The following is a 21,817-nucleotide window of genomic DNA, read 5'->3' on the forward strand; positions in this document are numbered from 1 at the left end:
CCTACCGACACGGGTGCCGTACGGACCTCTTCCCGGGCCTGCCGACACCGGCCCCGGCACCCTGAACGGGCGTGCGCGCCCGTCCGAAACCCCTGACAGTCCGGCAGCCGCCGCTCCCGAAGCACGGCGTGCCATGAACTCCTGACAGATCCTGATCACGAAAGAGGTGTGCCTCATGACGCGCGACCTGAGGACAGCCCGCAACGGGGCCGTTCTCACCTTCCTCCTCGGCGGCCTGATGGTCGGCACGATGACCGTCCGCATCCCGGCCCTGACCGACAAGCTGCACCTGTCGGAGGCCATGATCGGCACGGTGCTGCTGGTCTGGGGCCTGGGTGCGCTGGTGACCATGCAGGCCATGCGGCCCGTCATGGCCAGGGCGGGGAGCAGGACGGTGCTGCGCGTCGGCGGCCCGGCGACCGCGATCGGCCTGGTGGCCGTGGCGTTCGCGCCGAACCTCCCCCTGCTGCTGGCCGCGGCCGCGCTCTTCGGCATGGCCTTCGGGATGATCGACATCGCGATGAACGCCCAGGGCTCGACCGTCGAGCGCGTCCACGGCCGGCCGTTGATGAACGGCATGCACGCCGGCTGGTGCGTCGGCGCGATCGCGGCGGGCGCGATGGGCAGCCTGTCGATCGTGCTGGGCCTGTCGTTCACCGCCAACGTGGCGCTGATCGGCCTGGTGTCGCTCCCGGTCATGGTCGTGCTCGGCCGCACCTACCTGCCGGACGCCCCGGTGGCGGGGCCGGCCGGGGCGGCTCGCCGCCGGCTGCCGCCGGTCGTCTACCTGCTGGGCGCGCTGATGTTCTTCGCGTTCATGGTCGAGGGCACGGTCGCGGACTGGAACGGCCTGTTCATGCGGGACACGCTCGGCGCGCCGGAGGCGCTGGCCGCGCTCGGCTACCCGATCTTCGAGGCGGGCATGCTGATCGCCAGGCTCACCGGTGACCGGCTGCGCTCCCGGTTCGGGGTGCGCGGCATGCTGACCGTCTCGGGCCTGGCCACGGCCGGGTTCTTCGCGGTCGTGCTGGCCGCGCCCGCGCCGATGGTGGCGTTGGTCGCGGTGTTCTTCGTCGGGCTGGGGGTGGCGACGATCTCGCCGCTGACCCTGTCGCTGGCGGGCACCGCCACCGACACGCCCGGCCCGGCGATCGCGCAGGCCGGTGCGATGGGCTACGCGGGGCTGCTGCTGGGGCCGGTGGTGATCGGCTTCCTGTCGGACGCCACGTCGCTGCGTACCGCACTCGGGCTGGCGGTCGTGCTGGGGCTGCTGATCGCGGCGGCCGCCCGCTTCCTGCCCCGCGAGGAGCCGGTGGCGACCCCGCCCGCTCCCGTGCGCGAGCCTGTCACGGTCGGCTGAACCGAACCTGTCACGGTCGGCTGAAGCGAACCTGCCGCAGTCGGGTGAAGCGAACCTGCCGCAGTCAGCCGAACCCTGTGAGTTCCCGGTGAATCGAGCGTCCGGCCCCGCCGGACGCTCCACCCCTCACAGAACCCTCACAGATTCTCCCAGAACGCCTCCAACCAGGCAGGCCACGCTGGGTCTCATGATCCAGCTCAATGACCTGACCAAACGCTACGGCGAAGTGATCGCCGTGGACGGCCTCGACTTCACCGTACGGCCGGGCGTGGTGACCGGCTTCCTCGGCCCGAACGGCGCGGGCAAGACCACCACGATGCGCATGATCCTCGGGCTCGACCTGCCCACGTCGGGCTCGGTGACCATCGGCGGGCGGCTCTACCGCGACCTGCCGACGCCACTGCGCGAGGTGGGCTCGCTCCTGGACGCCCAGGCGCTGCACCCGCGCCGCAGCGCGACCGACCACCTGCGCTACCTGGCGCAGAGCAGCGGCATCCCGACCGGTCGCGTCGCCGAGGTGCTCGACCTCGTCGGCCTGTCCAACGCGGCCGGCCGGAGTGCCGGGGAGTTCTCGCTCGGCATGAGCCAGCGGCTGGGCATCGCCGCCGCCCTGCTCGGCGACCCGCCCGTGCTGCTGCTCGACGAACCCGTCAACGGGCTCGACCCCGAGGGCGTGCTGTGGATCCGCACCCTCATGCGCTCCTGGGCCGCCGAAGGGCGCACGGTGCTGGTGTCCAGCCACCTGATGAGCGAGATGGCACTCACCGCCGACCGCCTGCTGATCATCGGGAAGGGCCGGCTCATCGCCGAGGCGGACACCGCCGAGTTCACCGCGACCGGCGAGGAGGTGTTCGTCCGGGCCGGTGATCCGGCCTTCGCCCGGCGGCTGGAGCTCGCCGGCGGCCAGGTGCTGTCCCAGGAGGGCGGGTTCGTCGTCACCGGCGTCACCGCGCCCGACGTCGGCCGGCTGGCCGCCGCCGAGGGCGTGACCCTGTACGAGCTGACGCCGCGCCGTACCTCGCTGGAGACGGCGTTCATGGAGCTCACCCGCGACAGCGTCGACTACAGCGCCGGTCAGGAGGCCGCGCGATGAGCGGCATCCTGCAGGCCGAGTGGACCAAGTTCAGGAGCGTGCGCTCCACCCTCGTCCTGGCCGTCGCCGTCATCGTGATGTCGGGCGCGTTCGGCTGGCTGTTCGGCAACGCGGGCGCCATGGCCTACCTGGACGCCACGCCTCAGGAGCAGCTCGATTTCGTGCCGCTCCACATCGGGAGCCGGGGAATCCTTCTCGTCCAACTGCTGATCGCGGCGCTAGGGGCGCTGGTGGCCACCACCGAGTACAACTTCGGCACGATGCGGGCGAGCGTCGCCGCCGTGGGCCGGCGAGAACGGCTGCCTGTCGCCAAGGCCCTGCTGGTCGTGCTGGTGGCCCTGCCGGTGGGGCTGCTGGCCGCGCCGACGATGTTCCTGACGAGCCAGATGGCGCTCATGGCGGGCGGCGCGCCACGGACCTGGTTCGGTGACCCCGCGGTGACCAGGTTCCTGATTCTGGCGCCGGTCGTGCTCGCGCTGCTGGCGCTGTTCGGGCTGACCCTCGGGTTCCTGCTGCGGAGCACCGCCGCGGCGGTGAACGTGAGCACCGTGTTCCTGCTGCTCCCGGTCCTGAGCGACGTCGCCCCCGCCCTGGTGAGCGACTTCATCACCACCTACTGGCCGAACGTCGCCGGTTTCCAGGCCGCGGCCGTCACGGAGTCGTCCTGGCTCGGGCTCTGGGGCGGGCTCGGCCTGCTGCTCGCCTTCGTGGCCGCCATGGCGACCGCCGCTTTCGTACGGTTCCGTACGCGTGATGTCTGACTCCGGTGGGTTCGGGCTCGTAAGGTGAAGGCGTTCCGGAGGGGAGAGCCGTCAGGTGCGTGCGGAGACAGGCGAACGGCTGCTCGTGGTCGACGACGAGCCCACGGTCAAGGAGCTGCTGTCGGCGACCCTGCGCTTCGCGGGCTTCACCGTGACCTCGGCCGACAACGGCAGGCAGGCGCTGGAGGCGGCCCGCCGTGAGCCGCCCGATCTGGTGCTGCTCGACGTCATGCTGCCGGATCTCGACGGGTTCGAGGTGATCCGCAGGCTCCGGACCCTGCCCCGGGGCGGCGGCCGGCCGGGGCCGGTGCCGGTGCTGTTCCTGACCGCCCGCGACGGCACCGCCGACAAGATCAACGGCCTGCGGCTGGGCGGCGACGACTATGTGACCAAGCCGTTCGACCTGGAGGAGCTCCTGGCCCGGATCAGGGCCATCCTCCGGCGCACCGGCGCCTCACCGGGCACCCACACGCTGACGGTCGCCGATCTGGAAGTCGATCCCGACGGCCTGCAGGTGACCAGGGCGGGGATCCCGGTGCGGCTGTCGCCGACGGAGTTCAGGCTGCTGCACTACCTGGTGGAGAACGCGGGGCGGGTGCTGCCGAAGGCGGAGATCCTGCAGCAGGTGTGGCGCTACGACTTCGCCGGCGACTCCAGCATCGTCGACACGTACATCAGCTATCTGCGCCGCAAGGTGGACACCGGCGACCCCAGGCTCATCCACACCGTGCACGGCGTCGGCTACGTGCTGCGCAAGCCGAAGCGATGATCGCCCGGCTGTCCCTGCGCGCCCGGCTGCTCGCCATCACGGTGGCGCTGCTGGTCACCGGCCTGGCCGTGATCAGCTCGGTGGTGGTCAAGCAGCTCGAGACCCATCTCATGGCCAGAATGGACGAAAGGCTCAGCCCGCTGTCCTCGGCGCTGGCCACGCTGACGCCGGAGGTTCTCACCACCCTGCAGGAGCGGATGCGCGCCATCCCGGTGCCGCTGCGCGGGGACGAGTTCGACCTGGCCGGCGAGGGGTACGTCGCCTTCCTGGCCGCCGACGGCACGGTGCTCCGGGAGGTGGACCTCGGCGGCCACGTCGAGCTGCCCAGGCTGGACGCCGCCGCCGTCACGGAGCGGGCGGGCCGGCCGTTCACCGTCGACGACGCGTCGGGCGGGCGGTGGCGCGTGCTGGCGGTGGCCTCCCGGGTGGGGGAAGATCTGTCGCCCCTGCTGAAGGTGGAGCTGCGGGCGCGGTCCGGTGACGTCCCCGGCCACAGCGCGGTCGCCATCGCGCTCTCGCTCGACGCGATGGACTCCACCGTCGACCGGCTCCGCCTGGCCAGCCTGGTGGCCGGCGCGCTGTTGCTGGCCGTACTCGCCGTGGTGGGCGGGGTGGCGATCCGGGCGGGGCTGGCGCCGCTGCGGCGGGTGGAGGAGACGGCGGCGGCGATCGCCGCCGGGGACCTGACCCGGCGCGTGCCCGAGCCCGCCGCGCCCGGCACCGAGGTCGGGCGGCTGACCCGCTCGCTCAACGGCATGCTCACCCAGATCGAGCAGGGCTTCGCGACCAGGCAGGAGTCCGAGGCCCGGATGCGCAGGTTCGTCGCGGACGTCAGCCACGAGCTGCGCACGCCGCTGTTCGGCATCAAGGGCTTCTCCGAGCTCTACCGGATGGGCGGCACGGACGCCGAGGCGGCGCTGGCCCGCATCGAGAGCGAGTCGGGCCGCCTGGCCCGCCTGGTGGACGACCTGCTGCTGCTGGCCGCCCTCGACGAGCCCGAGGGGGTGGCCGCCGCTCTTGAGCCGACCCCCATGGATCTGCGTACGCTGGCCGCCGACGCCAAGCACGACTTCGCCGCCCTGGACCCGTCCAGGACCGTCACCCTCACCGGCCCGGACGGCGGACCGGCGGCGAGCGCCCCGGTGCTGGGCGACGAGGCCAGGCTGCGCCAGGTGGTCAGCAACCTGGTCGGCAACGCCGTCACGCACACCCCGGCGGGCACCCCGGTCCGCATCGGCGTCGGCACCGTGGGCGCCGAGGCGGTGCTGGTCATCGAGGACTCCGGCCCCGGGCTGAGCACCGAGGAGGCCGCCCGGGCCTTCGACCGCTTCTACCGGGCCGACACCTCCCGCGCCAGGGCGACGGGCGGCGCGGGGCTCGGCCTGGCCATCGTCCGCTCCATCGTCACCGCCCACGGCGGCCACGCGGAGATCCACTCGGCCCCGGGCCACGGCGCGACCTTCCAGATCCTGCTGCCGGCCGTCACACCATGAGGCACCGCTGCGAAGGTCGTTTCTTGTTGGCGGCCGGAGCCTCGATCCTCCCCGGCACACCAGTACGGCTCCGCGCGCAGGCGGAGCCGTACGGGAAAAAGAGGACTACTTGCGCTTGTTCACCTCGTCGGCGAGCTGCGGGACGACCTGGTGCAGGTCGCCCACGACGCCGTAGTCGGCCAGCTCGAAGATCGGCGCCTCGGGGTCCTTGTTGATCGCGACGATGGTCTTCGCGGTCTGCATGCCGGCCCGGTGCTGGATGGCGCCCGAGATGCCCGCGGCGATGTAGAGCTGCGGCGAGACCGTCTTGCCCGTCTGGCCCACCTGGAACTGGTGGGGGTACCAGCCGGCGTCCGTGGCGGCGCGGGAGGCGCCGACGGCCGCGCCGAGCGCGTCGGCCAGGCCCTCGATGACCGAGAAGTTCTCGGCCGAGCCGACGCCGCGACCGCCGGAGACCACGATGGCGGCCTCCGTCAGCTCGGGGCGGGCGCCCTTCTCCTGCTTGACCCGCTCGACGACGCGGGCGGACTTGGCGGAGTCGGACAGCGTCACCGACACCTCCTCCTCCGTGCCGGCCCCGGCCGAAGCCTCGGGGGCCGTCGAGTTGGGGCGGACGGCGACGATCGGGGTGCCCCTGCTGACCTTGGAGTGCACGTTGACGCCGCCGCCGAAGATGGACTGCTCGGCGACGAAGCCCTCGCCGAGGCCGACGGCGTCGGTGATGACTCCGGAGTCGGTCTTGACGGCGAGCCGTCCAGCGACCTCCTTGCCCTCGGCCGTGGCGGCCACCAGCACGGCGGCCGGCGACTTGGCGGCCACGAGCTGGGCGAGCAGCTCGGCCTTGGGGGCGACGACGTAGCCGACGATGTCCTCGGCGCCGGCGACGTAGATCGTGTCCGCGCCGTACTCGGCCAGTTTGGCCTTGGCCTCGGCGGTGATGCCAGGGCCCGCCCAGACGGCGGCGGGCGTGCCGAGGGAGCGGGCGAGGGTCAGCAGCTCCAGCGTGACCTTCTTGACCTCTCCGTCGACCTGCTCAACGAGAACGAGAATCTCCGACATATCAGTAATGCCCCCGTTCTCAGATGAACTTCTTGGCGGCGAGGAAGTCGGCGACCTTGACGCCGCCGTCACCCTCGTCCTTGGCGATCGTGCCGGCGGCACGCGGCGGCGCGGCGGCGAAGTCGACCACCTGGGACCAGGAGGCGTCGAGGCCCACCTGGGCGGCGTCGATCCCGGCGTCGGCGATGGCCAGCGTCTGCACCGGCTTCTTCTTGGCCGCCATGATGCCCTTGAAGGACGGGTAACGCGGCTCGTTGATCTTCTCGACCACGGAGACGACGGCCGGCAGCGTGGCCTCGACCTTGTCGTAGCCGTAGTCGGTCAGCCGCTGGACGGTGATCGACGAGCCGTCGACGTCGACCTTGTTGGCCAGCGTGAGCTGCGGCGTGCCGAGGCGTTCGGCCAGCATCGCGGGCAGCACGCCGGTGCGCGCGTCGGTCGACTCGGAGCCGAGGATGACCAGGTCGAACCCGATCTGCTTCAGCGCCTGAGCCATCGCGTAGGAGGTGCCGAGCGCGTCGGAGCCGCGCAGCCCGTCGTCGAAGAGGTGGACCGCCTTGTCGGCGCCCATGGCCAGGGCCTTGCGGATGGTCTCGGTGGCCTTGCCCGGGCCCATGGTGAGGACGGTGACCTCGCCGCCGTGGGCCTCCTTGAGCTTGAGCGCCTCCTCGACCGCGTACTCGTCGAGCTCGTTCACCACGCCGTCGACCGCGTCACGGTCGAGTGTGTTGTCTTCGGACCGCAGCTTGCGCTCGGTCGCCGTGTCGGGGACTTGCTTCACGCAGACGACGATGTTCATGGCCGGTGGCCGACCTCCCGTATTCGCGTGCGCCTCCGCGACGTTGCGGTGGGCGCCGGATGCATGCTGTCCAGACTGCCAGGTGCTCCATGGAACGGTGACAGTGGGTGCGCTCACGCTCCCGAAGTCATGTTACCCATGAGTAGCTTACGCGCAAACTCACGAAAGCGACTTGCGGCACCACCCTACCGAACTATGTTCCGTTATCCCGGGACCGGGGTCGTTCAGGCGGAGAGCACGAAGACGATCCCCACCACCAGCGCCGTGCCGGCGAACAGCGCCAGCACGGGCGTGCTGAAGAAGGCGCTCAACGCCAGCGAGATCCCCAGCGTCCCCGCCACCCCGGTGAAGTCGGCGATGATCCGGCTCTTCCTGAACGGCCCCCTGGTGGCCAGCGCCACCCCCGCGTCGGCCACCACTGCCAGCGTGAACGCGGCCAGCAGGAACAGCGCCACCTCCGGCAGCGGCTCCTGGGCCGCGGCGGCCAGCAGCGACATGAACAGCCCCGACCCGATCAGCCAGCGCCTGCGCACCCGCTCCCGATGCCGGGCCCTGGACAGCTCCGCCGACTCCACCTTCGGGCCCCGGCCCGGCTGCCATTCACGCGTGGACAGGTGGTGAACATCACTCTCCGCGCGCCGCGCCGTACCCATCGAGAACCGGGACAGGCGGCGGGCCGGCGGGGTCGCGTCCACGCCCAGCCGGGCACAGATCCGCGCGGCCGTCGGCCGCGCGGCCGGGTCGGTGGCCAGGCACTCGCGCAGCAGCGGCTCCAGCCAGCCGGGCACGCCCTCCAGATCGGGCTCGTGATGGACGGCACGGTAGGCGACCGCCGACGGCGGCCCCTGCCCGTACGGGTGGCGACCGGTCGCGGCGTAGGCCAGCGTCGCGCCGAAGGAGAACACGTCCGCCTCCGGACCCACCACGCCGCCCTCCAGCACCTCCGGGGCTAAGTAGCCCGGCGTGCCGACCACCGCCCCTGAGGCGGTGACCGACAGGGAGTCGAGCGCGCTGGCGATGCCGAAGTCGATGACGACGGGGTCGCCCTCGGTCATCATCACGTTCGCGGGCTTGAGATCGCGATGCACGACCCCCGCCTCGTGTACGGCCAGCAGCGCGTCCGCCAGCCCGGTCGCCAGCGACCGCAGGTCGGCCACCGGCACCGGGACGGCGCTCAGCGGCCTGCCCTGGACGTAACGGGTGACGAGGTAGGGCCTGGCGCCCTCCAGCGAGGCGTCGAGCACCTCGGCCACGTGCGGCCCGCCCACCCGCCGCATGGTCTCCACCTCGCGGGCCAGCCGCGCGAGCGCGCCGCCGTCGGCCGCCACGTGCGGGTGCAGCACCTTGACGGCGACCGTGCGGCCCTCGGAGTCGAGTGCCAGGTGCACTTCGCCGAACCCGCCCGCGCCCAGCCGCGACAGCAACTGGTAGGGGCCGAGGCGCTCGCCGTCCATACCCCTAACTTTCCCCCCGCCCGCGGGCGGGGACACTCAGGACCAGGGAGACAGGAACCCGAGGTTCAGGTCCTTCAGGAGGTCGTTCACCAGGCCGGCGATCAACCCCGTGACGCTGTTGCGGGCGCTGGCGGTCAGCTCGTTGATCACCGTTTCGGGTGCCCGCCACGGATCCCACACGGTCTCCGTGCCCAGCGCGAACATCACCGCGAACAGCGCGATCGTGCCCGCGACCATGGCCGCCGCCAAGGCCGCCCCCGGAGTGCGCAGCACGCCGGTGAGCGTGCGGGTGACCGCCTGGCGCGGCGCTCCGCCGCCCGGCAGCACGAACAGCCCGGCCGCGAAGGCGCCGGCGGCGTAGGCGGCGGCGTCGTTGACGCTCAGCCCGCCGCCCCAGCGCAGCACCCCCCAGACGCACGCTCCGAAGGCGATCGCCAGCGGCACGTGGACCAGGCTCACCAGCGACGCCTTGATCAACGCCCAAGGCGTGCCCACCAGCACGAGCAGCGGATCGGCGGCACTGCTGCCGCGCACCTGACGCCGCTTCACCATGTCACCGAACAGGTATTCGCCCACCCTGAAGACCACCGCGAGCGCGATCGCCGCCGCGCCCACCATGACGGGCAGCATCACGGTCAGCGCGACCAGCGAGACCAGCAGCAGCAACGAGACGAACTGGGCGCCGGCCAGATAGCGCTTGCGCTCGCTCGCCGGCGCGGGCGGCGGCGTGTAGGGCCTGACCTGCTGCTGGGGCTGCTGGGCCGGCGGGGCGTAGGCCGGGCGCGGCGCCGGGTAACCGGCCACGCGCTGGTCGGCCACGGGCGGCCTGGCGGGCATCGGCGCCGGGATGTACGGCGGCGGCCGCTCCTGCCGGGCCGGCTTCACCTCGCGCGACGGGCGTTCGTACTGCACCGGCGGCAGCAGGTCGGAGTAGGCGTCCATGGTCCGGGTGCGGTTCGGCAGCCGCTTGGTGCGGCCCGGCCCGTCGTCCGGCGCCGGCTGGTTGAACGTGGTCACCGAGGGGTCCAGCGCCCTGGCCATCCTCAGCAGCTCCTGCGCGTTGGGCCGGGCGGCGGGGTCCACCTGGAGCGCCCGCAGCAGCCAGCCGCGCAGCCACACGGGCGCCTTGTCGAGCTGGGCCCGGCCTTCCATGATGTTGAAGCAGACCGCTTCGAAGGTGCCGGTGCCGAACGGCGGCGCGCCGACCGCGGCGAAGAACACCGTGGAGGCCAGCGAGTGCACGTCGGCCGCCTGGGTGATCTCGGAGTCCCGGATGATCTCGGGCGCCAGATAGCCGGGCGTGCCGACGAACATCCCCGTCTGGGTCAGCCGGGTGGCGTTGACCAGATGGGCGATGCCGAAGTCGATGACCAGCGGCTCGCCGTCGACGAGCATGACGTTGGAGGGCTTGAAGTCGCGGTGGATCACCTCGGCCGCGTGGATGGCCACCAGGGCCTGGCAGAGCCCCTGAGTCATCCGGATGAGCTCGCGCGCCGGCAGCGCGCCCTCCTCCAGGACCGTCGCCTCCAGCGTGCGGCCGGGGGCGAACCGGGTCACGACGTAGGGCTGTCCGCCGACGAGCTCGGCGTCGACCACCTCGGCGACGTGCGGGCTGCGCACCCGGCGCATGGTCTCGACCTCGCGGGTCAGCCGGTCGCGCGCCTTGAGGTCGGCGGCGACGTGCGGGTGCAGCACCTTGACGGCGACCTCACGGCCCTCGCCGTCGATCCCCAGGTGGACGATTCCCATGCCACCCTCGCCGATCTTCCTGATCAGCCGGTAGGGACCGAGCCGCTCTGGCGTCTGGGTGTTGCCCGTGCTCATCGGCACCTGCCCCGCGTCATCCCCCCGAGTTCCCCTTCAGATTGTTGAGCAGCCCGACCACCGGCCCGACGTCCACCGGAGCCCATATGGACCTCCTCGTGTTGTCCCCGAACGTGCTGACCGCGAGGATCAGCGAGAGCACGGCTCCTGCCGCGAGAACTCCCGCCATCACCATCGCCGCTGTTCTCGAGGGTACGAGGGACGACAGCGTCCTGCGCATCTGTCGGCCAGGCCCTTCGACTCCCGGGCCCGCGCAGACGGTCCACAGTGCCACCGCGCTCCCCCATGCCAGCGCGTTGTACGGGCTCATCCCCGCCACCACGGCGAGCAGGAGCGTCACCGGCAGTCCAAGGATGAGCGCGTAGAGGAACAGGGCGAGCGTGATGCCCGCCGATTTGGCCAGCGCCTTGGGGAAGGCGAACACCCTGATGACGTCGAGCGCCGCCGCGCCCGTCGCCCGGAGCTCCGGCTGGGCGAGGTCGGCGGCGCGCAGCAGCACCGCGACCGGGATCGCCAGCACGGCCACCACCACGGGGGCGAAGGACGCCAGCACGATCATGATGACCAGCAGCATCGCGCTCGCCACGCCGTAGGCCGCCGAGCGCTGCAGGGCCTGCCCGGGGATCGCGCCGGGGATGAACGGCTCGCGCTTGGTCCTGAGGTCGGGCTGGAACTGGCCCTGCGCCGGGATATAGGGCGGCGGCTGGACCGGGTTGTTCCTGCCGTAGTCGAGCCCTTCCGGGCGCACCCGCCTGGTCGGCATGTCACCCTCGGGCTGCGCACCGTAACCAGCTTCACGCGGGCCGCCCTGACCGTGACCCCCGTCGCGCGGACCGCCCTGGCCATGGCTCCCGTCACGCGGGCCGCCCTGACCGTGGCTCGCGTCACGCGGACCGGCCTGACCGTGGCTCGCGTCGCGTTGGCCGGGCTGGCCATGGCCGCCTTCGCGCGGCGGGGCGCTCTGGCCGTGGCCGGCGGCCTGCGCGGGCGCCTGCTGCCAGGGCAGGCTCGGCTGGGACGCCGCCTCCCGCTGCATCTGGCGCAGCTCCTCCGGGCTCACCCGGCGGGTGGGCCATGGATCGCTCTGGCCGGGCAGCAGCGAGACGTACTGGTGGTCCTGACCCGGCGGCCCCGGCTGGGCCGGGGGCGGGATCTGCGGGTACTGGCCTTCGACCAGCTTGCGCGGCGTCATCGGCGGCGTGGAGCCGTCCCACGGCGCCTGCCCCGAGGACGCGTCGTACGGCCCACTAGCAGGCTGAGGCCCGCTCCCGCTACCAGGCTGCGACCCACTACCAGACTGGAACCCGCCGGCAGCCTGAGGCCCACTGCCCGGCTGGGGGCCGCTACCGGGCTGGGGGCCGCTGCCGTACTGGGGGCCGCTGCCCGGCTGGCGGACGATTCGGGGCTCGTACGGCCGGTCGGCGCCGTACGGCGGGGTGACCGAGGGGTCGTGCGGCGGCAGGAGGCTCTCCACGGGCGGCGGCTCGGCGTCCGGGCGCGGCACGGTGGAGATCTCGTCGGGCATGCCGCCCGGCGGCTTGGTGAACATGCGCGCGGTCTGCTCGGCCAGCTCCGCGGCCTTGGGCCGCTTGTTCGGGTTGCGCTGGAAGGCGGCCTTGAGCAGCGGCTGGAGGGCCGCCGGGGCGGCGCTGACGTCGGCCTTGCCCGCGGTGATGTTGTAGAAGATCATCTCCAGCGTGCCCTTGCCGAAGGGCGGCTGGCCGGTGCCGGCGTAGAGCAGGGTGCCGGCCCAGGCGTGGATGTCGACCTCCGGCCCGGCCTCCTGCCCTTCGATGATCTCCGGCGCCAGGTAGCCGGGCGTGCCGATGAACATGCCCGTCTGGGTCAGCCGGGTCGCGTCGACCGCCTGGGCGATGCCGAAGTCGATCAGGACGGGCTCGCCGTCGAGGATCAGCACGTTGCCCGGCTTGAGGTCGCGGTGGATGACGCCGACCGAGTGCACGGCGGCCAGCGCCGTGGCGATCCCGTGCCCGATCTGCACCAGCGCGGGCAGCTCGAGCGGCCCGTCGTTCTTGATGATCTCGTCGAGCGGCCGGCCCGCCACATAACGCGTGACGATGTACGGGCGATGACCGGTCACATCGGCGTCGAGCACCTCGGCGATGTATCTGCTGCGCACCCGGCGCATCGTCTCGACCTCGCGCGAGAGCCGCCGCCTGGCGACTTCGTCACCGGCGACTTCGGCGCGCAGGACCTTGACCGCGACCTGCCGTCCCTGCGGGTCGACAGCGAGGTGGACAACGCCCATTCCGCCTTCACCGAGCCGCCTGAGCAGCCGGTAAGGGCCGAGTCGGTCATCGTTCATGGCATGAAGCACCATACCGGCTTAATCCCCGCCCACGAGATGAACCACGAGGCCACATTCCCAGTCGTACAACGTCCAGACAGGGCCCATCGGTTTCCCAATCAACGGTCTCGAATTGGCTTCAGTTGGCCAAGCTCATCACGTAAGCACTCTTCAGCGAGGCCAGCGCGGCCCCGGACAGGGCGAGTTTGGAGCGGCGCACCCCGCTGCCGATGATCACCTCCGGATGCTCGGCGACCGCCGTGTCCACCAGGATCGGCCAGTCGTCGGGCAGGCCGACCGGGGTGATGCCGCCGTACTCCATGCCGGTGAGCTCCACCGCCTGTGCCATCGGCGCGAAACTCGCCTTGCGCGCGTCCAGGTGCCTGCGCACCACGCCGTTGACGTCCGCCCGCATCGTGGCCAGCACCATGCAGGCCGCGTAGCGGGTCTCGCCGCCGCGCTTGGCCGCGACGACCACGCAGTTGGCCGACGCGTCCAGCGGCACGCCGTAGCGCTCGCAGAACGCGGCCGTGTCGGCCAGCTCGGGGTCGATCTCGGTCACCCGCACGCCGTCGATCTCGCCCACGGCACGCGCCACCGGATCGGCCAGCAGGTCGCTCCGCTCGGTGGCGGGCACCCAGTCCAACGTCATCCCAGCTCCTCGATCGCTCTCCCAGGACCCTACGCCGGTCACGGGAGCGGCGTGCGCCGTCACGGGGACCGCAGCACCCGCTGGTGCAGCTGTGTGACGGCACTGCGGGCCGACTGCATGGCTCCCGCCTGCCAGGCGATCAGATGGGTGAGCCAATCACCCGCGAAGTACACCCTCGCGCTGGGACGTTGCAGAAGAGTGAAGGACGAATCAATGACCGGCCAGCGTACCCAGCCGCCCTGGATGTGCTCCTGGCGCTCCCAGGCGATCGAGGCGGCCGACAGCACGTCCGCGCGGTATTTCTCGCCGTGGATCTTCTTGCCCTGGGTGAGCGCGCGGCGGCGGCGGTCCTCGGGAGTGAGCGCGCCGTACAGCTCGGCCTCGGCCCCGGTGTTGTAGTAGCCGACCACCACGCCACGGGCGGCGTGGTAGTCGTGCGAGGGGTACCAGATGTGGGTGATGTCCAGGTCGGTCTCGGTGATGCCGCCGTAGATCCGGTCCTCGATCTCCCACCAGCGCCTGCCGTACTCCAGGCCGATCTTGCCGGCCGCGACGGGGACGGGCGTGCGGAGCGCGGCCGTGACGGCTTCGCCCAGGTTGTGCGGGATCTTCGCCAGCACGTGCGGCGGGAGGGTGGCCACGCAGTAGTCGGCCTTCATCCGGCCGCCGCGCCAGGTGACCTCCACGCCGTCGGCCAGGCTGGTGATCTGGGTGACCTGGGCGCCGGTCCTGATCCGGTCCGCGCCGACCGCCTCGACGAGTCCGGTGACGATCGCGTCCATGCCGCCGACCGGCTGGAACATCGGCGTGGCCTGCTCGTAGCCGAAGTCGTTGGTGATCGCCCGGCCGGTGCCGGCGGCGAGGACCTGGCTGAGCGTGCCCGGCGCGCCGAGCGGTGCGCCGGCGTCCAGGCCGGGGAGTTCGGCGTAGCCGCGCCTGCTGGAGCCTTCGTAGTCGAGCTTGGGGCCGAGGTCGCCGAACCTGGTGAGGAATTCCAGCAGCCGCTCCCGGTCGTCTCGGGTGAGCTTTTTGTCGAGCGCGCCGAGGTCTGTCGCTTTGGCGAGGAGCTCGGCGACATATCCGTACATGTCGGCTCGGGCCGCTCCCGACCGCACCGTCTGGCCGCTGGTGTGCACGTAGGCGTGCGCGTTGCGGTTCACGAACGTCTCGATGGGGATGCCCAGCTCGCGGCAGTAGTCCAGGGTGACCATCCACGGCGCGATCCGGGCGGGCCCCGCGTTGAAGTAGGCCCGCTCCCCGAACGTCACCTGCTGCGCCGGCCCGTTCAGCTCGGTCAGCCGGTCCCCGCCGCGTAACGTGAGGTTCCGCCCGCCGGCCTTGCCCCTGGCCTCCAGCAGCGTGCAGTCGTAGCCCGCCTTGCCGAGCTCGTAGGCCGCCGTCAGCCCCGCCACCCCGGCCCCGAGGATCACCACCTTGCCCGCGGCTCTGCCCTGCAGCGAGAAGTCGCTCGCCCGCGGCGGCACGAACGCCTTGTCCTGGTCGCCGGGCGCCAGCCCGAGCGCCCCCATGGCCGCGTACATCGCGCCGGCGCCCCCGGCGGCCCCGATGCCCACCAGCAGCCCGCGCCTGGTCAGCGCCGCACCCTCCACGTCAGCTACTCCCGCGCACTCAGCCGTACGGACCGCTGCCGCAGGCGACCTGGCCGCCGATGGTGGCGAAGATGCCGAACAGCGCCATGATCTCCGTGTAGTCGTCGGTGGTGAACTCGGTGTGCCGCGACCCCACCGACTTGACCCCGGGAACCAGCGCCACAGCGGCCGCGATCGCGGTGGAGTTCCACTCCACCCCCAGCGTGTACGGCGCCGGAATCGTGTAGGGCGTGAAGTCGCTCAACCGGCTGAGTGCTCGCACCGTGGCCTCACGGATCCGGGCCTGGGCCACGCTCGGCGGCAGCAGCTCGGCCGAGAACTTGTCGATGCCCTTCTTGACCGCGACGGTCTCCACGTCGCCGAGCAGCTCACGCGCCTCTTCGCCGACCGCCTCGTCCCCGGTCACCAGCACGACGGGGACACCGTGGAAGCCGGCGCACGCCGCCACCACCCGCGTCTCGCCGCACTCCTCGCCGTTGAGGTAGACGTTCTGGATCTCCTTGCCCATCCAGGTGTGGTTGAGCACCCCGTGCCGCACCCCGGCCCGCGCGTGATAGCCGACCAGGCAGGCGGCCTGGAAGGACCCGTCGAGCCCCTGCGCCATCCGCTGCGCCTTGCCCGGCCCGCGGATCAGGCTGGCACGCGGGTCGAGCAGGTCGATCCGCAGGTTCTTGGTCGACCCGTGCGCGTCGTTGACCAGCGCCCTGTCCGCGCCCGCCGCGAACGCGCCGTCGATGGCGGCGTTGGCGTCGGCGGTCATCAGCTCGCAGCCGCGCTCGTAGCCGCGCTTGCCCGCGTGCATCTCCTCGGGGTCGGTCAGCCCGGTGACGCCCTCCATGTCGACCGATAGGTACACCCTCATCCGCCGCTCCTTCTCATCACACCGCATTCTTCCGGGTGGGCGGCGTGCCCTGCCCGGCGGTGCCCCACGTCTCCACCCGGAGCGCCTCCTCGCGCGTCATGAGGCCGACCTCCGAGGTCATGAAGGCGGCCGCCCTGCCGCGCCAGGGAGCGGCGATCTCCTCGATCGCGGGCGGGTAGCAGTGATCGAGCCAGCTCGTGGACTCCTCGGTGGCGTCGAAGTGGTGCATGATCCCGCCGAAGAGGGTCCGCTCGATGCCGGGGACGCGGGCGAGGCCGTACTCGACCATCTCCTGACCGCCGTACGGGGGTGGGCGGAGCCACTTGGCGGCGCGCGGATGGTCGGCGGTGATGGGGGTGTCGAGCGGGCGGCGCTCGACGGCGGCCTGGATGAGCTCTTTGTACAGGCACTTGGCACAGGTGCGGCACGGGCCTTTGACGCCGGTCAGGCACCAGCGGACCTGATCCTTGAGATCGGAGTCCAGGGCCAGGCGCATGGTGACGGCCTCGCTCACGCCGCCCACCGGCAGCACGATGTGCACGCCCGCCGCGGCGAACAGCCGCCCCCACGCGCCGTGCGGCGCCCACATGGGGTTGTCCGGGGTGTAGCGCTTGAGGTAGCGGCCGCCGCCCAGCCAGCGGGAGCCGAGCTCGTAGCCGAAGGCCAAGCCGCCGAGGTCCAGCCGGTCGGCCAGCAGCAGCGCCCCCGCCGCGACCGCGTGGTGCTCGGGATAGCCGGGCCTGGGCTCGGCCAGGGTGAACTCCAGGTCGGACGGCACGACGGTGAGCTCGCGCCCGGTCCTGCTCGCGAGGTCGGCCAGCACGTCGGAGCGGTAGTGCTGCCAGCGGTTCGGCACCCGGTCGTGCGAGACCCGTTTGAAGTGCACGAACGGGGCCTCAGGGTAGATCGCCGCGGCGGCCACGGAGTCGGCGCCGCCGCTGTAGGAGATCGCCAGCCGCCGCCCGGCCGGGCGCGGCTCGGCGCCCACGGGCCCGGCCTCGATCCCCCACCCGTCGTGCAGCGCGGCGGCCAGGCCGGCGGAGACGGCCCGGTCGAAGGTGATCCTCCTGCGCGTCCACGGCGCGACCACGGTCCAGGCGGCGACGGCGAACAGGTCGGGGTGCGCGTCGTCCGGCACGTCGTGCAGGGTGCAGGTGTTGATGGCCAGCTTGACCGGGTGCCCGTCGGCGGCCCTGCCGGTGATCTCGTCCTCGGGGTCCAGGCGGAAGGTCAGCCTGCCCGCGGCCCAGCTCACGCGCACGGCCGCTCCCCGCTCTCGGGCGCCGGCAACCGGGACTTGAGGTCGTCGACCGCCTGCCAGAGGAGCACCTCGTTGCGCAGCAGCCCGTCGAGCGCCTTGGCGGTCTCCTGGGCGAGCTTGCGCGTCTGGTCGAAGGTCGCCTTGTCCACGCCGCCCTTCACGGGCGGTCCTGAGCTTCGCAGCCGCTCGACCTCGCCCTGGAGGGTGGCCATCTCCCGGCGCAGGGTCTGCACCTCCCACAGGGCGTCCCTGATGTCCTGACGATGGTCAGTTATGGAGATGTAGCGGGAGTCGAACCAACTGCGCACCGCCGAACGCAGCCGGGAGGGGACGAGGACGCGCTTCATGAAACGCCACCATAGTGGCAAACCCATCCCTGTCAGGACGCGCCAACATGATCGGCATTACTGCCGCAGCCGCGCATTTCCGTCCGGAAAATCCTGACAAGGGTGTTGACGCCATCGCCGTCCCCGCTTACGTTTCCGGCATTCGACGAAATATATCGTCGCATGTCCGAAAGTTTCGAAGGCGTGCGCCCTGCCCCCCGTCGCCGTCAAGGAGCACCGATGAGACCACTGATCCTCGCTCTGGCGCTGGCACTCGCCGTGCCGGCCATCGCCTTACCCGCGTCCGCGACCGCCACCGGGCCCGGGCACGGGTCCGAGCACGGGTCCGAGCACGGGCCCCAGCGTGTGCAGGACCTGCGGGACCTGGCGCGCAAGCTCCGCATCAACATCGGCTCCGCCGTCGACGTCGCCGTCCTGCGCGCCGAGCCGGACTACAAGGCCCGGCTCAACCGCGAGTTCGACCACCTCACGGCGGAGAACGCGATGAAGTGGGAGTCGGTCGAGCCCGAACGCGGCGTGTACACCTGGCAGGACGCCGACGAGGTGGTGCGCAACGCGCGCCGCAACGGCCAGCAGGTGCGCGGCCACACGCTGGTCTGGCACAACCAGCTCCCCGCCTGGCTGACCACCGGCGTCGAGAACGGCACGATCGGCGCCACCGAGCTCAGGCAGATCCTGCGCGACCACATCACCACCCAGGTCCGCCGCTACAAGGGCCAGGTCAGGGCCTGGGACGTGGTCAACGAGGCCTTCGAAGAGGACGGCACGCCCCGGCAGACCATCTGGCTGACACACCTCGGCCCCGGCTACATCGCCGACGCCTTCCGCTGGGCGCACCAGGCCGACCCGCACGCCAAGCTCTACCTGAACGACTACAACGTGGAGTGGAACGTCCCCAAGATCGAGGCCACCCTCACCCTGATCAGGCAGTTGCAGGCCCAGCGGGTGCCGATCCACGGCATGGGCTTCCAGGGCCATCTCGGCATTCAGTACGACTATCCGGGTGACTGGGCGAACGTCATGCGGCGCTTCGCCGACCTCGGCCTGGAGATCGCCGTCACCGAGCTCGACGTGCGCATGGTGCTGCCGGTGACGCCGGAGAAGCTCGCCACCCAGGCGGACTACTACGGCAGGGCGCTGAGCGACTGCCTCAGCGTGCGGGCCTGCCGGGAGTTCACCGTCTGGGGCTTCACCGACCGGCACTCCTGGGTCCCGGGCTGGTTCGACGGTGAAGGCTCGGCGTGCCTGCTGGATGAGAACCTGGCCCCGAAACCGGCCTACGACAAGCTGCTGACCACCAGAAGGGTCAGCGGCCGGTGAACTTGGGGGTGGACTTCTCGGTGAACGCCCCCATGCCGATCTTCGCGTCATCCGTCGCGAAGAGCCCGGCGAACTGGAGCCGCTCGATCTCCAGCCCGGTGTCGAGGTCCACCTCCAAACCCTGGTCCACAGCCTGCTTGGCGGCCCGCAGCGCGACCGTGGGGCCGCCGGTGAAGGTGGCGGCCCAGTCGCGGGCGGCCTGGTAGACCTCGGCGTCGGGGACGACCCGGTCGACCAGGCCGATGGCGAGGGCTTCGGCGGCCGGCACGTGCCGGCCGCTGTAGATGAGGTCCTTGGCCCGGGACGGGCCGATCAGGCGGGGCAGCCGCTGGGTGCCGCCGGCGCCGGGGATGATGCCGAGCTGGATCTCCGGCTGGCCCAGCTTGGCGGACTCCCCCGCGACCCGGAAGTCGGCGCACAGAGCGAGCTCGCAGCCGCCGCCCAGGGCATAACCGGTGACGGCGGCGATGACGGGCTTGCCGACGCGGGCGACGGCGGTGAAGCAGTCCTGCAGCGTGCGGGAGTGGGTGGCCATGTCGGCATAGGTCATGCCGGCCATCTCCTTGATGTCGGCGCCCGCCGCGAAGACCCGCTCGCCGCCGTAGAGGATGACGGCGTGCACCTCCGGGTCGGCGTCCGCCGCCCGCGCCGCCTCGGCGATCTCCCGCTGGACCTGGCCGTTGAGCGCGTTCATCTTGGGACGGGCCAGCAGGATCGTGGCGATCTGGTCGGCCACCTCGACGTTCACGTACTCAGCCATGATCCGACCCTACAACGCCACATCTGAAAAAATCCTTCGTAAAACTCTCGCCGAAGAAGGAAATCATTGAGACGCTGACTCGGTCCAGAACCCCCCAGTCAAGGAGCGGTACATGCGCAGAGCGCTGGCGATCGCCGCGGTCGTCATTCTGCCCTTAGTCAACACCCCGGTCGCGCATGCCGCGGCGCCGGACGACCGGCAGCGCGCCTTCAGCGCGGCGGCCGAGGAGTTCCAGGTGCCCGAGAGCGTGCTGCTCGGCGTCTCCTACCTCGAGTCACGCTGGGACGCCCACGCCGGCCGGCCCAGCAACGACGCCGGATTCGGGCCCATGCACCTGACCGACGCCGCCGCGTACACCGGGACCAACCACCACGCCGAAGGCGCCGAGGACCCGCGCGGCGACGACAGCAGGCCGATGCCCGCCCCGACCGGGACGCCCGCCCCCGTCGAGATCCCCGCCTCGCTGCGCACCATGGAGAAGGCCGCCCAGCTCACCGGCGAGAGCCACGACGAGCTCCGCACCGACCCGGCGGCCAACATCAGAGGCGGCGCGGCCCTGCTGGCCGACTACCAGAAGTCGCTCGGCGCGCCGCTCAGCGACGACCCCGGCCAGTGGTACGGCGCGGTCGCCCGCTATTCGGGGGCCGCGGAGTCCGAGGCGGCCAAGTTCTTCGCCGACGAGGTCTTCGCCACCATCAAGTCGGGCGAGGAGCGCGTCACCGACGACGGCCAGCGGGTCAGGCTGGCGCCGGTCCCCAGGCTGTCCGCGGTCGCCACCTGGCTGGAGAAGCTGGGCCTGCGCCCGCCGCGCCGGGACGGCGTGGAGTGCCCGCGCACCATCTCGTGCGAGTGGATCCCGGCCGCCTACGAGGAGCTGCCGCCGGACGACTACGGCAACCACGACCTGGCGAACCGGCCCACCGGCCAGAAGATCGACTACATCGTCATCCATGACATGGAGGGCTACTTCGGCCCGTCGATCGGCCTCGTCCAGGACGCCACCTACGGGGCGAGCTGGCACTACTCCCTGCGCTCCACCGACGGGCACATCGCCCAGCACATCAAGACCAAGGACGTCGGCTGGCACGCCGGCAACTGGTACGTCAACGCCAAGTCCATCGGCCTGGAGCACGAGGGCTTCCTGGCCGAGGGCGGCACCTGGTACACCGAGGCGATGTACCGCACCTCGGCCAAGCTGGTGCGCTACCTGGCGCTCAGGCACGGCGTGCCGCTGGACCGGGCGCACATCATCGGCCACGACAACGTGCCCGGCACGCTGCCGACCACGGTCCGGGGCATGCACGAGGACCCGGGGCCCTTCTGGGACTGGGCGCACTACTTCAAGCTGCTCGGCGCCCCCCTGCACCCGCTCGGCGGCCCGAAGGCGGGCAGCATCATGATCAGGCCCGACTTCGCCACCAACAAGCCGCACTTCTACGGCTGCGACCGCGCCAACCCCGAGGCGGACTGCCCGCCGCTCAGCGCGGGCACGGTCTGGCTGCGCACCGCGCCGCGCGAGGACGCGCCGCTGGTCAAGGACATCGGCAAGCACCCGACCGGCGAATCCCTCTACAGCGTGTACGACCACAGCGCCAGGGCGAGCACCGGTCAGCGGTACGCGGTGGCCGAGCGGCAGGGCGACTGGACGGCCATCTGGTACCTCGGCCAGAAGTCGTGGTTCCACAACCCGGCGACCGCGCGGACCGCCATCCCGTCGGCGGGCCTCGTGGTGACACCCAGGCCGGGCCTGGCGACGGTCCCGGTGTACGGCAGGGCGTACCCGGAGCAGGAGGCCTACCCCGAGGGCATCCCTTACCAGGCGGTCACCCCGCTGCAGTACACGTTCTCGGCCGGCGAGAAGTACACGCTGGCCGGCCCCGCGGCGGCGGAGTACTACCGGGCCGTCACCTTCGACCCGGCCGGCCACAGAGTCGTCCGGGGCACGACGAGGTACCTGCAGATCCAGTTCGGGCACCGAGTGATGTTCGTGAAGGCCGACGACGTACGGGTGTCGTTCGCCCGGTGAACCCCGTCACGGCTGACGACGCGCGGAAGTCGTCAGCCTCGTGAACCTCGATACGGCTG

Annotated in this window: 18 protein-coding genes; 7 read left to right on the forward strand and 11 right to left on the reverse strand. The window is 71.7% G+C overall.

Annotated elements, in window-relative coordinates; all coding sequences use genetic code 11:
* Positions 1 to 175 precede the first annotated feature (175 nt).
* From OHA68_RS04120 to OHA68_RS45280, 5 genes are all read left to right on the forward strand, one after another.
* Positions 176 to 1,360 carry an MFS transporter gene (locus tag OHA68_RS04120; RefSeq protein WP_327106419.1) on the forward strand — a complete coding sequence of 395 codons (1,185 nt, stop codon included), beginning with the start codon at positions 176 to 178 and terminating at the stop codon, positions 1,358 to 1,360.
* Positions 1,361 to 1,547: 187 nt separating this feature from the next.
* On the forward strand, positions 1,548 to 2,453 hold the full coding sequence (locus OHA68_RS04125; protein WP_327106420.1) for an ABC transporter ATP-binding protein: 906 nt from the start codon (positions 1,548 to 1,550) through the stop codon (positions 2,451 to 2,453).
* Positions 2,450 to 3,214: a hypothetical protein gene (locus tag OHA68_RS04130; protein WP_327106421.1), complete on the forward strand. Its 765-nt coding sequence runs from the start codon at positions 2,450 to 2,452 to the stop codon at positions 3,212 to 3,214. The genes OHA68_RS04125 and OHA68_RS04130 overlap by 4 nt, the downstream gene beginning before the upstream one ends.
* Positions 3,215 to 3,269: 55 nt before the next feature.
* Positions 3,270 to 3,983, forward strand: coding sequence for a response regulator transcription factor (locus OHA68_RS04135; protein WP_189136512.1), 714 nt, complete (start codon positions 3,270 to 3,272; stop codon positions 3,981 to 3,983).
* A 527-nt stretch (positions 3,984 to 4,510) separates the two neighbouring features.
* Positions 4,511 to 5,476 carry a sensor histidine kinase gene (locus OHA68_RS45280; RefSeq protein WP_407674484.1) on the forward strand — a complete coding sequence of 322 codons (966 nt, stop codon included), beginning with the start codon at positions 4,511 to 4,513 and terminating at the stop codon, positions 5,474 to 5,476.
* Positions 5,477 to 5,581: 105 nt separating this feature from the next.
* On the opposite strand, the gene OHA68_RS04145 is transcribed toward OHA68_RS45280, so the two are convergent.
* The 10 genes from OHA68_RS04145 to OHA68_RS04190 form a co-directional block, all read right to left on the reverse strand.
* Positions 5,582 to 6,535 (reverse strand): electron transfer flavoprotein subunit alpha/FixB family protein, encoded by a 954-nt coding sequence (locus OHA68_RS04145; protein WP_189136510.1) that lies wholly within the window; start codon positions 6,533 to 6,535, stop codon positions 5,582 to 5,584.
* A 19-nt stretch (positions 6,536 to 6,554) separates the two neighbouring features.
* Complete coding sequence (locus OHA68_RS04150) at positions 6,555 to 7,334, reverse strand: electron transfer flavoprotein subunit beta/FixA family protein (RefSeq protein ID WP_189136509.1); 780 nt, start codon at positions 7,332 to 7,334, stop codon at positions 6,555 to 6,557.
* Positions 7,335 to 7,558: 224 nt separating this feature from the next.
* Positions 7,559 to 8,788, reverse strand: coding sequence for a serine/threonine-protein kinase (locus tag OHA68_RS04155; protein ID WP_327106423.1), 1,230 nt, complete (start codon positions 8,786 to 8,788; stop codon positions 7,559 to 7,561).
* 36 nt (positions 8,789 to 8,824) lie between these two features.
* Positions 8,825 to 10,612, reverse strand: coding sequence for a serine/threonine-protein kinase (locus OHA68_RS04160; protein WP_327106424.1), 1,788 nt, complete (start codon positions 10,610 to 10,612; stop codon positions 8,825 to 8,827).
* A 16-nt stretch (positions 10,613 to 10,628) separates the two neighbouring features.
* Positions 10,629 to 12,938, reverse strand: a complete 2,310-nt coding sequence (locus OHA68_RS04165) for a serine/threonine protein kinase (protein WP_327106425.1) — start codon at positions 12,936 to 12,938, stop codon at positions 10,629 to 10,631.
* Positions 12,939 to 13,059: 121 nt separating this feature from the next.
* Positions 13,060 to 13,572 (reverse strand): YbaK/EbsC family protein, encoded by a 513-nt coding sequence (locus OHA68_RS04170; protein WP_327106426.1) that lies wholly within the window; start codon positions 13,570 to 13,572, stop codon positions 13,060 to 13,062.
* A 59-nt stretch (positions 13,573 to 13,631) separates the two neighbouring features.
* The gene (locus OHA68_RS04175; protein ID WP_327106427.1) at positions 13,632 to 15,182 is read right to left on the reverse strand and encodes a flavin monoamine oxidase family protein; all 1,551 of its coding nucleotides are present in this window, start codon (positions 15,180 to 15,182) and stop codon (positions 13,632 to 13,634) included.
* 19 nt (positions 15,183 to 15,201) lie between these two features.
* Positions 15,202 to 16,044 (reverse strand): M55 family metallopeptidase, encoded by an 843-nt coding sequence (locus OHA68_RS04180; RefSeq protein ID WP_189136504.1) that lies wholly within the window; start codon positions 16,042 to 16,044, stop codon positions 15,202 to 15,204.
* Positions 16,045 to 16,060: 16 nt separating this feature from the next.
* Positions 16,061 to 17,305 (reverse strand): DUF6395 domain-containing protein, encoded by a 1,245-nt coding sequence (locus OHA68_RS04185; protein ID WP_327106428.1) that lies wholly within the window; start codon positions 17,303 to 17,305, stop codon positions 16,061 to 16,063.
* Positions 17,296 to 17,652, reverse strand: coding sequence for a hypothetical protein (locus OHA68_RS04190; protein WP_327106429.1), 357 nt, complete (start codon positions 17,650 to 17,652; stop codon positions 17,296 to 17,298). The genes OHA68_RS04185 and OHA68_RS04190 overlap by 10 nt, the downstream gene beginning before the upstream one ends.
* 219 nt (positions 17,653 to 17,871) lie before the next feature.
* On the opposite strand from OHA68_RS04190, the gene OHA68_RS04195 reads away from it, so the two are divergent.
* Positions 17,872 to 18,972 (forward strand): endo-1,4-beta-xylanase, encoded by a 1,101-nt coding sequence (locus OHA68_RS04195; RefSeq protein ID WP_327106430.1) that lies wholly within the window; start codon positions 17,872 to 17,874, stop codon positions 18,970 to 18,972.
* Here the strand turns inward: OHA68_RS04195 and OHA68_RS04200 are convergent.
* Positions 18,959 to 19,732 carry an enoyl-CoA hydratase/isomerase family protein gene (locus tag OHA68_RS04200; protein WP_189136500.1) on the reverse strand — a complete coding sequence of 258 codons (774 nt, stop codon included), beginning with the start codon at positions 19,730 to 19,732 and terminating at the stop codon, positions 18,959 to 18,961. The genes OHA68_RS04195 and OHA68_RS04200 overlap by 14 nt on opposite strands.
* Before the next feature lie 112 nt (positions 19,733 to 19,844).
* Here OHA68_RS04200 and OHA68_RS04205 point away from each other — a divergent pair, with 112 nt between their 5' ends.
* Positions 19,845 to 21,758: a peptidoglycan recognition family protein gene (locus tag OHA68_RS04205; protein ID WP_327106431.1), complete on the forward strand. Its 1,914-nt coding sequence runs from the start codon at positions 19,845 to 19,847 to the stop codon at positions 21,756 to 21,758.
* The last annotated feature ends 59 nt before the right edge of the window (positions 21,759 to 21,817 follow it).

The organism is Nonomuraea glycinis (assembly GCF_035920485.1).
Lineage (GTDB): Bacteria > Actinomycetota > Actinomycetes > Streptosporangiales > Streptosporangiaceae > Nonomuraea > Nonomuraea glycinis.

Bases quoted from the DNA above. Each gene is read 5' to 3' on its own strand.
- OHA68_RS04165 (WP_327106425.1), bottom strand. From the start codon at position 12,938: ATGAACGATGACCGACTCGGCCCTTACCGGCTGCTCAGGCGGCTCGGT.
- OHA68_RS04205 (WP_327106431.1), top strand. From the start codon at position 19,845: ATGCGCAGAGCGCTGGCGATCGCCGCGGTCGTCATTCTGCCCTTAGTC.
- OHA68_RS04155 (WP_327106423.1), bottom strand. From the start codon at position 8,788: ATGGACGGCGAGCGCCTCGGCCCCTACCAGTTGCTGTCGCGGCTGGGC.
- OHA68_RS04125 (WP_327106420.1), top strand. From the start codon at position 1,548: ATGATCCAGCTCAATGACCTGACCAAACGCTACGGCGAAGTGATCGCC.
- OHA68_RS04150 (WP_189136509.1), bottom strand. From the start codon at position 7,334: ATGAACATCGTCGTCTGCGTGAAGCAAGTCCCCGACACGGCGACCGAG.
- OHA68_RS04195 (WP_327106430.1), top strand. From the start codon at position 17,872: ATGAGACCACTGATCCTCGCTCTGGCGCTGGCACTCGCCGTGCCGGCC.
- OHA68_RS04130 (WP_327106421.1), top strand. From the start codon at position 2,450: ATGAGCGGCATCCTGCAGGCCGAGTGGACCAAGTTCAGGAGCGTGCGC.
- OHA68_RS04160 (WP_327106424.1), bottom strand. From the start codon at position 10,612: ATGAGCACGGGCAACACCCAGACGCCAGAGCGGCTCGGTCCCTACCGG.
- OHA68_RS04145 (WP_189136510.1), bottom strand. From the start codon at position 6,535: ATGTCGGAGATTCTCGTTCTCGTTGAGCAGGTCGACGGAGAGGTCAAG.
- OHA68_RS04190 (WP_327106429.1), bottom strand. From the start codon at position 17,652: ATGAAGCGCGTCCTCGTCCCCTCCCGGCTGCGTTCGGCGGTGCGCAGT.
- OHA68_RS04200 (WP_189136500.1), bottom strand. From the start codon at position 19,732: ATGGCTGAGTACGTGAACGTCGAGGTGGCCGACCAGATCGCCACGATC.
- OHA68_RS04120 (WP_327106419.1), top strand. From the start codon at position 176: ATGACGCGCGACCTGAGGACAGCCCGCAACGGGGCCGTTCTCACCTTC.
- OHA68_RS04180 (WP_189136504.1), bottom strand. From the start codon at position 16,044: ATGAGGGTGTACCTATCGGTCGACATGGAGGGCGTCACCGGGCTGACC.
- OHA68_RS45280 (WP_407674484.1), top strand. From the start codon at position 4,511: ATGGACTCCACCGTCGACCGGCTCCGCCTGGCCAGCCTGGTGGCCGGC.
- OHA68_RS04170 (WP_327106426.1), bottom strand. From the start codon at position 13,572: ATGACGTTGGACTGGGTGCCCGCCACCGAGCGGAGCGACCTGCTGGCC.